Source organism: Streptomyces sp. 8L (assembly GCF_020176795.1).
In the GTDB taxonomy this organism is placed as follows: domain Bacteria; phylum Actinomycetota; class Actinomycetes; order Streptomycetales; family Streptomycetaceae; genus Streptomyces.
The window spans coordinates 1-13,179 of record NZ_JAIUKE010000050.1; the positions used below are offsets into that span (position 1 = coordinate 1).

At 73.7% G+C, this 13,179-nt stretch carries 9 protein-coding genes and 1 pseudogene; 4 read left to right on the forward strand and 6 right to left on the reverse strand.

Annotated elements, in window-relative coordinates:
- Positions 1-291 precede the first annotated feature (291 nt).
- Positions 292-1,740, forward strand: a complete 1,449-nt coding sequence (locus LCE31_RS06270) for a maltokinase N-terminal cap-like domain-containing protein (protein WP_225012973.1) — start codon at positions 292-294, stop codon at positions 1,738-1,740.
- Positions 1,741-2,005: 265 nt separating this feature from the next.
- Positions 2,006-4,420 (forward strand): 1,4-alpha-glucan branching enzyme, encoded by a 2,415-nt coding sequence (gene glgB / locus LCE31_RS06275; protein ID WP_225012974.1) that lies wholly within the window; start codon positions 2,006-2,008, stop codon positions 4,418-4,420.
- 89 nt (positions 4,421-4,509) lie between these two features.
- Here the strand turns inward: glgB and LCE31_RS06280 are convergent, their stop codons facing one another.
- The 5 genes from LCE31_RS06280 to LCE31_RS06300 all read right to left on the reverse strand — a co-directional run bounded on the left by LCE31_RS06280 (position 4,510) and on the right by LCE31_RS06300 (position 8,934).
- A complete protein-coding gene (locus LCE31_RS06280; protein WP_225012975.1) occupies positions 4,510-6,774 on the reverse strand; it encodes a HelD family protein in 2,265 nt (754 codons plus the stop codon).
- Between the two features lie 179 nt (positions 6,775-6,953).
- Positions 6,954-7,343, reverse strand: a complete 390-nt coding sequence (trxA, locus tag LCE31_RS06285) for a thioredoxin (RefSeq protein ID WP_308042222.1) — start codon at positions 7,341-7,343, stop codon at positions 6,954-6,956.
- Positions 7,340-7,813, reverse strand: coding sequence for a MerR family transcriptional regulator (locus LCE31_RS06290; protein ID WP_225012976.1), 474 nt, complete (start codon positions 7,811-7,813; stop codon positions 7,340-7,342). Before LCE31_RS06290 ends, trxA begins: the two co-directional genes overlap by 4 nt.
- Before the next feature lie 76 nt (positions 7,814-7,889).
- The gene (locus LCE31_RS06295) at positions 7,890-8,249 is read right to left on the reverse strand and encodes a DUF2752 domain-containing protein (protein ID WP_225012981.1); all 360 of its coding nucleotides are present in this window, start codon (positions 8,247-8,249) and stop codon (positions 7,890-7,892) included.
- Between the two features lie 166 nt (positions 8,250-8,415).
- On the reverse strand, positions 8,416-8,934 hold the full coding sequence (locus tag LCE31_RS06300; RefSeq protein ID WP_225012977.1) for a TM2 domain-containing protein: 519 nt from the start codon (positions 8,932-8,934) through the stop codon (positions 8,416-8,418).
- Between the two features lie 293 nt (positions 8,935-9,227).
- Here LCE31_RS06300 and LCE31_RS06305 point away from each other — a divergent pair, with 293 nt between their 5' ends.
- Positions 9,228-10,091 carry a class I SAM-dependent methyltransferase gene (locus LCE31_RS06305; protein ID WP_225012978.1) on the forward strand — a complete coding sequence of 288 codons (864 nt, stop codon included), beginning with the start codon at positions 9,228-9,230 and terminating at the stop codon, positions 10,089-10,091.
- A gap of 263 nt (positions 10,092-10,354) precedes the next feature.
- Here LCE31_RS06305 and LCE31_RS06310 read toward each other — a convergent pair.
- Positions 10,355-11,674: pseudogene (locus LCE31_RS06310) on the reverse strand (cation:dicarboxylate symporter family transporter); the annotation flags it as partial.
- 112 nt (positions 11,675-11,786) lie between these two features.
- Between LCE31_RS06310 and LCE31_RS06315 the strand changes: the two are divergent.
- The coding region (locus tag LCE31_RS06315; RefSeq protein ID WP_225012979.1) for a histidine kinase at positions 11,787-13,179 on the forward strand (1,393 nt) is incomplete at its 3' end.

A 13,179-nucleotide genomic window follows, 5' to 3' on the forward strand; every position in this document is an offset into this window, starting at 1 on the left:
CGCCGCGCCGGGCGCCGCCCCCGCCTCCTCTCGGGGCGGGTGTCTCGGCTCCCGCGTGGTGCCGCCGGCGGGGGGGGCCGGGGGGGGCCGGGCCCCCCCCCCCCCCCCCCCCGGGGCACGCTCACCGACGGCCGGTTCGTGGGGTACGAGCCGCGTAAGGGTCCTCCGTCACGGCCCCGACTCCGTACGGATCATCCTCACCCGACACCTTCCGTACAGCCGGACAGCAACCGCCGCAATCCGGGACACTCTGCGCATCCTGTGGTGTACCCGGGGAAAGGACGCGCTGCCATGCCGAAGGCTGCATCCACCCGGAGTACCGCACACCCGGCCGCCGCCGTCCGGGCCCACGCACCGTCCGCCGCCGCGGCGGCGATCGTCGAATCCCTCGCCCCGCTGCTGCGGGAATGGCTGCCCCGGCAGCGCTGGTTCGCCGGCAAGGGGCGCGACCTGACCGGGCTCGTCCCGGTCGCGGTCACCGAGCTGCTGCCGCCGGTCCCGGCCGGCGGCGAGGGCCCCGGCCTGCTGCACCTGCTGCTGCGGGTGGAGCAGCACGACCCCGGCGCGGCCGCGGCCCCGCCGCAGGGCCCCGGCGACTGCTACCAGCTCCTCCTCGGCGTGCGGACGTCGCTGCCGCCGCATCTCGCGCCCTCCCTGGGCGGCCGCGCCCGCCAGGGCCCGCTCGCGGGCCGTACGGTCTACGACGCGCTGCACGACCCCTACCTGGCCGGCGTCCTCATGGACCGGCTGCGCAGTGTGGACGCGGTCGGGCCGCTGCGGTTCGGCCGCGCGGACCGCATCCCGGCCGGGCTCGCGCCCCGGCTGCTCGACGCCGAGCAGTCCAACACGGCGCTGGTGTACGGGGACGTGTTCGTCCTCAAGATCCTCCGGCGGGTCGTCCCCGGCCCCCATCCCGACCTGGAACTCGCCCTCGCGCTCGCCGCCGAGGGCAGCGAGCGGGTCCCCGCCCCGACGGCCTGGTTCGAGGCGGCGGCCCCGGCGGGCAGCGGATGGCCGCTGACACTCGGCGTGCTCCAGCCCTACCTGCGCGGGTCCACGGACGGCTGGGGGCTCGCGCTCTCCGCGCTCGCCGACGGACGGGACTTCCTGGCCGAGGCCACCGATCTCGGCCGGGCCACGGCCGAGGTGCACCTGGCCCTCGCCTCCGCGCTGCCGACCGTGGCGCTCGACGGCGCGCGCACCGCCCAGCTGGCCGAGGCGATGAGCCGCAGACTCGACACGGCCGCGCAGGCCGTGCCCGCGCTCCTGCCGTACGCGCCGGGGCTGCGCGCCGCGTTCGAGGCGCTCGGCGGTCCTGGCGCTCCGGCGCACGGCCGCCCGGCCCAGCGCGTCCACGGCGACCTGCACCTGGGACAGACGCTGCGCACCCCGGACGGCCGCTGGTCCGTCATCGACTTCGAGGGCGAGCCTGCCCGGCCGCTCGGGGAGCGGCGCAGGCCGCAGCCCCCGGTGCGTGATGTCGCCGGCATGCTCCGCTCCTTCGACTACGCGGCGCGCTCCCACACCCCGTGGCACGCGGACTGGGCGGTCCGCTGCCGCGACGCGTACTGCGAGGGGTACGCCCAGGCGGCGGGCGACGACCCGCGGGCGGAACCGGAGCTGCTGCGCGCCTACGAGACCGACAAGGCCGTCTACGAGGTGCTGTACGAGGCGCGGGGCCGGCCCGACTGGCGGCCGGTGCCGATGGCCGCGATCGAACGCCTGGCGGCGGAGCGGTGAGCGGCGGCGGGGCCTGACCGGGGGTTCGCGCACCGCGTTGAAAACCGGGGCAGCGTAGGGCCGGGCCGCCCGGTGTACCACCACTCCCCCGGCCCGCTCGCGGCCGGGCCGCCCGTCCAGCAGACTCGTACCACGCGCTCCAGCGGACTCGCACCACGCCGCTCAGCAGACTCGTACCACACCGTCCAGACGCACGACACGCCGTCACACCCGTACGACACGTCCCGCCCACGCCCTGTCCGACGCTCGCCGAGGAGGCAGCACCGTGACCGCCCGTCCGTCGTCCGACACCCCGTCGGAGCCAGAAGTCTCCGCCCGTTTCCGCCCCGCCAAGGCGTCCGGCTCGGTACCGGTCGGCCAGTCCGGCGCGGCCGGCAAGGACAAGCAGCAGCCGGCCGGGGCGCCCGTGCCGGGACGGCGCACCCCGCCGGGCGCCACCGCGGAGCCGTCCCAGGGCACCGCCACCCCCCTCGCGCCACCGCTCGACGAGGGCGACCGGGCCCGCCTGCTGCACGGGGAGCACCACGACCCGCACGGGCTGCTGGGCGCGCATCCCGTGGCCGACGGTGTGCTGGTGCGTGCGCTGCGGCCGCACGCGCGGGCGGTCACGGTCGTGGCGGACGGGACGAGCGCGGAGCTGAACGACGACGGCGACGGGCTGTTCTCCGGTGTGCTGCCGCTGGCGGCCGTGCCCGCGTACACGCTGCGGGTGCGCTACGGCGACCCGGACGGCGACGAGGGCGACGGCGAGACCGTCGAGGTGCGGGACCCGTACCGCTTCCTGCCCGCGCTCGGCGAACTCGACCTGCACCTCATCGGGGAGGGCCGGCACGAGGAGCTGTGGAAGGCCCTCGGCGCGACGGTCATGGAGCACCAAGGGGTCACGGGCACGCGTTTCACGGTGTGGGCGCCGAACGCGCGGGGCGTACGGGTGGCCGGGGCGTTCAACTTCTGGGACGGTACGGCGCTGCCGATGCGCTCGCTGGGGTCCAGCGGTGTGTGGGAGCTGTTCGTGCCGGAGGCCGGCGAGGGCGACACCTACAAGTACGACATCTGCACGCCGGAGGGCCACCACTCGCTGCGCGCCGACCCGATGGCGCGGGCCACCGAGGTGCCGCCCGCGACGGCGTCGGTGGTGACGGTGGACCGGCACGAATGGCGCGACGGCGAGTGGCTGGCGCGCCGGGGCGAGCGGCCCGCGCACACCGCGCCGTTCTCCGTCTACGAGGTGCACCTGGCGTCCTGGCGGCCGGGGCTCACTTACCGGCAGCTCGCCGAGCAACTGCCCGCGTACGTAAAGGAGTTGGGCTTCACGCATGTCGAGCTGATGCCGGTCGCCGAGCATCCCTTCGGCGGGTCCTGGGGCTACCAGGTCACCGGCTTCTACGCGCCGACGTCCCGGATGGGTTCGCCCGACGACTTCAGGTTCCTCGTGGACGCCCTGCACCGCGCGGGCATCGGTGTGCTCGTCGACTGGGTGCCCGCGCACTTCCCGAAGGACGACTGGGCGCTCGCGCACTTCGACGGCCGGCCGCTGTACGAGCCGGGCGACCCGCGCAGGGCCGAGCACCCGGACTGGGGCACGCTGACCTTCGACTACGGCCGCACCGAGGTCCGCAACTTCCTGGTCGCCAACGCCGTGTACTGGTGCGAGGAGTTCCACATCGACGGCCTGCGGGTGGACGCGGTCGCCTCGATGCTCTACCTCGACTACTCGCGCGAGGACGGGCAGTGGGTTCCCAACGAGTACGGCGGGCGGGAGAACCTGGACGCGGTGCGCTTCCTCCAGGAGATGAACGCGACCGTCTACCGGCGCTGCCCCGGTGTGGTGACGATCGCCGAGGAGTCCACCGCCTGGGACGGGGTCACCCGCGCCACACACCACACGGGCCCGGGCGGCTTCGGCGGTCTCGGCTTCGGTCTGAAGTGGAACATGGGCTGGATGCACGACTCGCTGGAGTACATGGCCAAGGAGCCGGTGCACCGCAAGTACCACCACAACGAGATGACGTTCTCGATGGTGTACGCCTACAGCGAGAACTACGTCCTGCCGATCTCGCACGACGAGGTGGTGCACGGCAAGGGCGCGCTGGTGTCGAAGATGCCGGGCGACTGGTGGCAGCAGCGCGCCGGCCACCGGGCGTACCTCGGCTTCATGTGGGCCCACCCGGGCAAGCAACTCCTCTTCATGGGGCAGGAGTTCGCCCAGGGCGCCGAGTGGTCGGAGAGCCACGGCCCGGACTGGTGGCTGATGGACCCGTCCTACTCGGCGGCCGGCGACCACCGGGGAGTGCGGAATCTGGTGGCCGAGCTGAACGCGGTGTACCGGGACACCCCCGCGCTGTGGGAGCGCGACACCGAGCCGGAGGGGTTCAGCTGGGTCGACGGCGGCGCGGCGGACGACAACGTGTTCGCGTTCCTGCGCTACGACCGGTCGGGCGCGCCGCTGCTCGCGGTGTCGAACTTCGCGCCGGTGGTGCGCGAGGGCTACCGGCTGGGCGTACCGGAGGAGTTCGGCGGCTGGAGCGAGGTGCTCAACACCGACGAGGCACGCTACGGCGGCAGTGGCGTGCGGACGGCGGAGGTGCTCAAGCCGGAGCCGGTCGCGTCGCACGGGCGCCCGGTCAGCGTGTGCCCGACACTGCCGCCGCTGTCCACGGTGTGGTTCCGGCCGGTGTGAGGACGGCCGACAGCCGGTGGTGACGGGCCGCGCACCGCGGCCCGCACCGGCCCCGCCCGGTACGGGGACGGTGGCGGACGGCCGGCGGCTCACCCCGCCGCGGGCTCCGCGGCCGGCTCCGTCCCCGTGTCTGCCCTGACGATGCCGAGCCACTGGGTCGGCCGCGTCAGTGCGACGTACAGGTCGTTGACACCGCGCGACGAGCGGCCCCTGACGGTGTCCGGGTCGACGACGATCACCCGGTCGAACTCCAGGCCCTTCGCCTGCCGCGGGCTGAGCAGCACCGTGGGGCGGGTCAGATCGGGGGTCTCGCCCCAGGACGCGTCGGGGAGTTCGGCGGCGAGGCGCGGCAGCAGGGTGCCGGGCGCGATCACGGCGAGCCGTCCCCCGCCCGCCCGCTCCTCGGCGCCCTGCTTCGCGGCGAGTTCGGCGGCGGCCGTGACCAACTCCCGTGCGGGCACGGTCCGTACGAGGGGCGGGACGCCGGTGGACCGGACCGAGCGCGGCGGTGTGAAGCCGGGCTCCACGGACCGGCGCACCTCCGCCGCGACCTCCATGATCTCCGCCGGTGTGCGGTAGTTGACGCCGAGCCGCTCCAGCGTCCAGCGGTCTCCCACATGCGGGGCAAGGATCTGCTCCCAGGAGTCGCAGCCGGCCGCGTCGCCGGTCTGCGCCAGGTCGCCGAGCAGCGTCATCGAGCGGCTCGGGCAGCGGCGCATCAGCAACCGCCAGGCCATCGCGGAGAGTTCCTGCGCCTCGTCGACGACGATGTGCCCGAAGGCCCAGGTGCGGTCGGCGGCGGCGCGCTCGGCGGCGCTGCGGGTGTCGCTCTCCTCGTGGCGCTCCGCGAACCGCTCCGCGTCGATGATGTCGTGCGCGGCGAGCACCTCGGACTCCTCGTCCTCGAACTCGTACGTCTTCGAGCCGACGGACACGTCCAGCACGCCCTGCGCGTACGCGATCTGCTCCTGCCGGGCGGCCTCCTGCGCGGCGCGTTCGGCGCTGTCGTCCGAGCCGAGCAGCTCCGCGGCCTCGTCGAGCAGCGGTACGTCGGCCGGGGTCCAGGGCCCCTCGCCGCGCCGTACGAGAGGCTGGTCGTCCTGCGGCAGCTGGAGCGGGTCGGCGAGGAAGTCGCTGATCAGCCGCTGCGGTGTGAGGTGCGGCCAGAGTTCGTCGATCGCTTCGTGCACGGCGCGGCTGGTGGCGATCTCCTTGCCCAGCTGGGCGATGTCGTCGGCGCCGAGCAGGTTGGGGCCGCCGTACGGGTCGGCGCCGATCCGGTCGGCGAGCTGCGCGGTCAGCGCGTCGATGACGCGGAAAGCGAAGTGCGGGCGGGCCAGGTTGTGCGGGAGGCCGGTCGCCCGGGCCGCGGCGCGCGCGTCCTCCGCGGTGGCCCGGTCCAGCGGGAGGACCCCGTAGTCGGCGTGGTCGATCTCCGTGGCGCGTTCCGGCACCGTCTGCCGGTCCCGTACGACGCGGGCGAGCACGTCGGCCATGGCGGAGCGGCCCTTGACCGCGGCGGCCGCCGGGGTGTCCGTACCGGTCGCGACGACGCCGGGGAACAGCTCACCGGTGGTCGCGAGGAGTACACCGGTCTCGCCGAGGGACGGCAGCACCTCTCCGATGTAGCCGAGGAAGGCGGGGTTGGGCCCGACGATCAGCACGGCGCGGCGGGCGAGCTGCTCGCGGTGCGCGTACAGCAGGTAGGCGGCACGGTGCAGGGCGACCGCCGTCTTCCCGGTGCCGGGTCCGCCCTCGACGACGAGGACGCCCCGGTGCCGGGCCCGGATGATGCGGTCCTGCTCGGCCTGGATGGTCTGCACGATGTCGGTCATCCGGCCCGTACGGGCGCTGTTCAGCGCGGCGAGCAGCACCTCGTCGGCGTCGCGGTTCTCGTAGCCGGTCCTGGTGGCGTCGCGGAGATCCATGATCTCGTCGTGCAGATCGGTCACCGTACGGCCGTACGTGGTCAGATGCCGGCGGCGGCGCAGCCCCATCGGGGAAAAGCCGGTGGCGAGATAAAAGGGACGGGCGACAGGGGCTCGCCAGTCGATGAGGAGAGGGGTGCGTTCCGCGTCGTCCTCGCGCATTCCGATGCGGCCGATGTGGTGGCTTTCACCGTCGCGGAAATCGATGCGCCCGAAACACAGACCGGTCTCCACGGCATTCAGCTGGGACAGGCGCGCGGTCTCCTCCTGGACCTGCACATCCCGCTCCACCTTGGCCTGTCTGCCCGTTCCCACCTGGGCGACGGACCGCAGCACCGAGCCCTCGGCCCGGTTTCTGAGGCTGTCGAGGCGCGCATACAGGCTGGAGATGAATTGTTGCTCGTTCTGCAATGCATCGGTTGACAATTCGGCCCCTGCCCTGGTAAGCTCTGCTCATTGAACTTCTCGTGCTCTCGCTTTTGATTGAGCTGTGATTGAGCACGGAAAACCCCAATATACGCAGAGAAACACCCCGTCCGTCAATTGACGAGCGGGGTGTTTCTCTGTGCCGCCTGTCCGGGCTGGGCGCCGGCGGGTCGGTGCCTCTACGGCGCTACGACGGCCCCGGCTTCCCGGAGCTCCTGAAGCAGCCGCCGCTTGGGCCGGGCGCCCACCATGGACGCGACCGGCTCGCCGTCGCGGAAGACCATCAGCGTCGGCATCGACAGCACGGCGTACTGCGCGGCGGTCGCGGGATTGGTGTCCACGTCGACGCGGACGATCCGCACCCGGCCGGCCTCCTCCCGCGCGACGGCGTCGAGCACGGGCGCCAGCTGCCGGCACGGGCCGCACCAGTCGGCCGTGAACTCGACGAGCACGGGCAGCCGGGAGCCGCGTACGACGGCGTCGAAATCCGCGTCGGTGACGGTGACGACTTCGGTGCCTTCGGTGCCTGCAACGCTTGCAGCGCTTGCAGCGCCTTCAACGTCCATCATCCGGTGTCCTCCTGATGCGTGGGCCGGTCCGGGACGGGCCGGCCGGGGTGCGGGTGGTGCGCGAGGGCTTCGGTCAGCTCGCAGCGCGGCTCCGGCGCGTCGCCACGGGGTACGGCGTGGGCGCCCTCGGCCCTCGCCAGCTGTGCCGCGACCTCGGTCCGCACGGAGCCCAGCTGCTCGATCAGGGCGTCCAGCTCGGCGAGCTTGCTCCGGTAGACGGCGAGCGACCCGGCGCACGCGTCGCCCGTGGGGTGCCCCGCGCGCAGGCACTCCACGAACGGACGGGTCTCCTCCAGGTCGAACCCGAAGTCCTGGAGCGTGCGGATCTGCCGGAGCAGCCGCAGGTCCGCCTCGTCATAGACGCGGTGCCCGTTGGCCGCCCGGCGCCCGGGCAGCAGCCCGCGCGACTCGTAGTACCGCAGGGCCCGGGTGGTCGTACCGGCCCGCTCCGCCAGTTCGCCGATGCGCATGTCCACGAACGTACGTCTTGACGCCGACGTCAGGGCAAGCGCTCCGCGCGGCCACGGCGCTCGGGCGGGCCGGCGCTCAGACCGTGTTCCGCAGGACCGTCCAGGCCACGGCGACCGCCAGTACCGCAAGTTGCGCGCGGGGGCTCAGTACCGGGCGCCAACTCCGGCCGCGCAGGCCCTCGTAACCCCAGCGTCCCAGGAGGTACAGGGCGTAGGGCGAGGCGAGCAGCAGGAGGCGGTTGTCGTGCCAGGCGGCGCCGTAGCGGCCGTGCATCAGGTCGTACACCATGCGTGTGCCGCCGCAGGCAGGGCAGAGCAGCCCGGTGACCGCGTGGAAGGGGCAGCCGGGCAGCCAGTGGCCCGGCTGGTGCGGATCGGTGCGGTAGAGGTAGGCGGCGCCCGCGGCCCCGCAGAGCAGGACCAGCAGCGGCGCCAGGTGAGCAGCCGGCGCCTGCCTCGGCCCGGTCGGCGCGGCTCCCGGCCCGGTCGGGCGGAGGCGTGACCACGGCTTCCGCGGACGGCCCCACGGGCCCCGGGGTCCTCCTGTGCCCGGGACCGCGGCGGGCCGGTGCGGCGCCGCGGTCCCGGTGGCGGGGACGCGGTCAGCCACGGAGGACACGGCCCTCCGGGTCGGTCCGCTGGTCGCCGGCGAGGTACAGGATGCCGTCGATCAGCGCCCAGAACCCGAGGCCGCCGCAGGTGAACAGCTGCGCGAGGCCGATGCCCACGTTCCCGACGTAGAAGCGGCCGACACCGAAGCTGCCGAGCAGGATCTGGAGCAGCCCCGCGACGATCTTCGACTTGTCGGAGTACGGGCGCCCGTACGGGTCGAATCCGTACGGCGCCGACGGGCCGGCCCCGAACCCACCGGGCGGCGGCGGGAAACCCGGCCCCCCGGCGTACGGGGGACCGTATCCGGGCGCCGGGGCGCCCCCGGCGGGCGGCCCCCCCCCCGGCGCCCCCCCCCCCCCGGGCGGCGGGGAGGCGTATCCCGGACCGCCGGGCGGCGGCGGACAACCGTATCCGGGCGGTGCGGAGTTCGGGGGCGGATAGCCGCCCTGGCTGTCCGGGCCGTTCTTGTGGCCGTCGGGCGGCGGGGGGAACGGACTGTTCTCGGACATGCGTGCTCCAGTGCGGTGGTGTGCGACGTGGTGTGTGGCCAGGCGCCTGCCAGTGGCGGCGAACCTGCCAGCGACGAAGAAGTCATATTGGCAGCTTGGAGGTCTTTTAGGCCAGAAGTTCCGTGACCCGGTACACCGCCGCGGCGGTCCTTCCCCGTCACCGGGACCGGCCGGCCCGCCCGTTGAACGCCGCGTCCGTTTGAACGCGGCGTCCGCCGACACCTGGGCCTGGGCCTGCGCGTGCGGGAACCCGGCCTCGTACCACGCCCCTCCGCAGCCCGTACGTTGTCCCCATGACGACGACTCGCCCCGACGACGCCCGTACCCAGGAGGCCTTCCTCAGGGCCTTCCACGCCGAGCGGCCCGCCGTGACGGCGGAGGCCTTCGGCGGGGGCCGCGGCGACGACGGCCGGTCCAGCTACCGCATCCTCGCCGACCTCGTCGCGGACGCGCCCCGGGTGCTCGAACTGGGCTGCGGGGACGGGCTGCTGCTCGAACTCCTCGCGGAGGGCCGGAGTCCCGCGGACCTCGCGGGCATCGACCTGTCACCCGAGGCGCTGGCGCTCGCCCGCGCGCGTCCCGCGCTGGCCGGGGCGGAGCTGTGCGAGGGCCGGGCGCAGGAACTCCCCTTCGCGGACGGCCGCTTCGACGCGTGCGTATCGCACATGGCGCTGATGCTGATGGCGGACGTCGGACAGGTCGCGGCGGAGGCGGCGCGGGTGCTCGCCCCCGGCGGAGTACTGGCCTGCGTGCTGGGCGGCGGAGCGGCGGGGGACGGCGAGGCGTACGGGATGTTCGTCGGACTGCTGCGGCGCCTGGACGCCCGACTGCCCGGCGGGCTCGGAATGCCGCGTCTCGGCGACCGCCGTACGCGCGACCGCGCGGGCTGGGAGGAGATCTTCGCGCCCGCCGGTTTCGGCCCCGTCGAGTGGCAGACCGTCCGTATCGACGTGAGCGGCCCGGCGGAGCGGGTGTGGGAGACCGTGGCCTGCGTCTACGACATGGCGCCCCTGTCCGCGGACGTGGTGGCCGCGCTGCGTAGCGACTTCCTGGCCGGCGCCGCGGACCTCACGCCGCCCGGCGGCCTGACACCGTGTGCTCTGAACTTCCACGTCGCGACGGCGCGGCTGCTCCCGCGCCCGGCGTCGGGCACGTGACCTGGGCGTCTGTGCGTGAGCTTGGCAGCGGCTTCCGGCTCGGCGGACACCTGACGGGGGCGGCGGGGGCGCGGGGCGCGCCCCCCGCGCCCGGCCGCGGGGGGGGGGGGGGGGGGGGGGGGGGGGCACCCCCCGGCCCTGGTCTGGGGCGCGGCGTCGTCGCCGCGCTGGTCCGGCACGGCGTCGGCCGCGCCCGCCTCGGGAAGGGCGCCCGTCTCCAGGGTCTTCGCCTCCCCCGTGGCGCCGCCCGCCGCGGCGTCACCGCTCTCGTCCATCAGTGTCCGCTCGTCGAACGGGACGCGGCCCGCGAGGACCTGGTCCAGGCGGCCCCGGTCGAGTTCCTTCGTCCAGTTGCCGACGAGGACGGTGGCGACGGCGTTGCCCGCGAAGTTCGTCAGGGCGCGGGCCTCGCTCATGAAGCGGTCGATACCGACGATCAGGCCCACGCCGTCGACCAGTTCGGGCCGGTGCGACTGGAGCCCGCCCGCGAGGGTGGCGAGACCCGCACCGGTGACTCCGGCCGCGCCCTTCGACGCGACGATCATGAAGACGAGCAGGGAGATCTGCTGGCCGATCGAGAGCGGCTTGTCCATCGCCTCGGCGATGAAGATGGACGCCATCGTCAGATAGATGGCGGTGCCGTCGAGGTTGAAGGAGTAGCCGGTGGGCACGGTGATGCCCGCGACGGACTTGCTGACGCCCAGGTGCTCCATCTTGGCGATGAGCCGCGGCAGCGCGGACTCCGACGACGATGTCGACAGGATCAGCAGGAACTCGCGGGCCAGGTACTTCAGCAGCAGGAAGATGTTGACCCCGGCGAACAGCCGCAGCACCAGGCCGAGGACGCCGAAGACGAAGACGGCGCAGGTGGCGTAGAAGCCGATCATGATGACGGCCAGCGACTTGAGCGCGTCGACGCCGGTCTCGCCGACCACGGCGGCCATCGCCCCGAACGCGCCGACCGGCGCCGCCCACATGATCATCGCGAGGATGCGGAACACGAGGCGCTGGAGGTGCTCGATGCCGCGCAGGACCGGCTCGCCCGCCGTCCCCATCGCCTGGAGCGCGAAGCCCGCGAGCAGCGCGATCAGCAGCGCCTGGAGCGTGGAGCCCTCGGTGAAGGCGGAGACCAGGGTGGTGGGGATGACGCTGAGCAGGAAGTCGGGCAGCGAGTCGCTGGTGCCCTTGGCCTGCGCGATGCCGGACTGGCGCACGGACTCGGTGAGGTGCAGGCCCTGGCCCGGCTCCAGGATGTTGCCGACGACCAGGCCGATGGCGAGAGCGACGGTCGACATCACGAGGAAGTAGCCGATGGCGAGGCCGCCGACGGCGCCGACCTTGGCGGCCTTGCGCACGGAGCCGATGCCCAGCACGATCGTGCAGAAGATCACCGGCGCGATCATCATCGTGATCAGATCGACGAAGCCGGTGCCGATGGGCTTGAGCTGGACGGCGGTGCCGGGGGCGACGAAGCCCACCAGGATGCCGAGCAGCACCGCCACCACCACGGCGATGTACAGGAAGTGGGTTCGGTCCCGCCTCGCGGCCACGTGTCCTCCTTGACTCGGGGTCCCGGCGACTATCCACCGCGCTGTGACCCCGGTCACCCTTATGTTCATTTCGTTCATGCGATTTCCGGCCAGAGGGTGTGGATAACGCCACGCCTGTCCCGCGGCGGGCGGGGAGACTTGCGCCATGTCCTTCTTCCACGCGGCGCGCAGGCCGCGCAGTCTCGCCGGCCAGCTGTTCGCGATGCAGGCCGTGCTCGTGGCGGTGATCGTCGCGTGGTGCGCCGTGTTCGCGTACGTCAACGACCGCGCCCAGGCGCGGGGCACGGCGACGCGCGACGTGCTGACCGCGGCGCGCTCGGTGGCGGACGCGCCGTCCGTGCGGGCCGCGATCCGCACGGCGGACCCCACGGCCGAGCTCCAGCCGTACGCGGAGCGGGTGCGGCGCGACACCCGGGTCGACTTCGTCACGATCATGGACACGCACGGCATCCGCTGGACGCATCCGGACCCGGAGCAGATAGGTATGCGGTTCCTCGGGACCACGGCGCCCGCCCTGCGCGGGAAGACGTTCACCGAGACGTACACGGGCACGCTCGGCCCTTCGACGCGTGCCGTCACCCCGGTCCTGGACGGCGGGCGCGTCGTCGGCCTGGTCAGTGTGGGGATCACGGTGGAGCGGATATCCACGCAGGTGAAACGGCAGTTGCGGATGCTGTCGCTGGTGGCGGGCGCGGCGCTGGCGCTCGGTGCGTTCGGTACGTATGTGATCAACGCGCGCCTGCGGCGCCACACACACGGGCTGGACGCGAGGGGCCTCAGCCGGATGTACGACTACCACCACGCCGCGCTGCACGCGGTACGCGAGGGGCTGCTGATGCTCGACGGCGGGCGCAGGATCGCGCTGATCAACGACGGGGGGCGGGAGTTGCTCGGGCTCGACGCGTCGGCGGTGGGCCGGCCCGTGGCGGACCTCGGCCTGCCGGTCCCGCTCACGGGCGCCCTGCTGGCCTCCGAGCCCCGGGTGGACGAGGTGCACCTGACCGACGAGCGGGTGGTGGTGGTCAGCACCCGGCCCGTGGTCGGCGGGGAGCGCAGCGGCACGGTGGTGACCCTGCGCGACCACACCGAACTCCAGGCGCTCTCCGGTGAACTGGACGCGGAGCGCAGGTTCACCCAGGCGCTGCGGTCGCAGGCGCACGAGGCGGCGAACCGGCTGCACACGGTGGTGTCGCTGATCGAGCTCGGCCGGGTCGACCAGGCGGTCGAATTCGCCACGTCGGAGCTTGAGCTGGCGCAGGCGCTGACAGATCGGGTGGTGGGCGCGGTGGGCGAGCCGGTGCTGGCGGCGCTGCTCCTCGGGAAGGCCGCGCAGGCCCATGAGCGCGGTGTGGAACTGGTGCTGGCGCCGGACAGCAGGATGGACGACGGCGTGCTGCCCGCGACGCTGCCGACGCGTGACCTGGTGACGATCCTCGGCAACCTCGTGGAGAACGCGCTGGACGCGGCGGTCGCGGGCGGCACGCCGTCGTCCATCCTGCTGTCCGGCGCCAGCACCAGTTCCACACCGCGCTCATGGG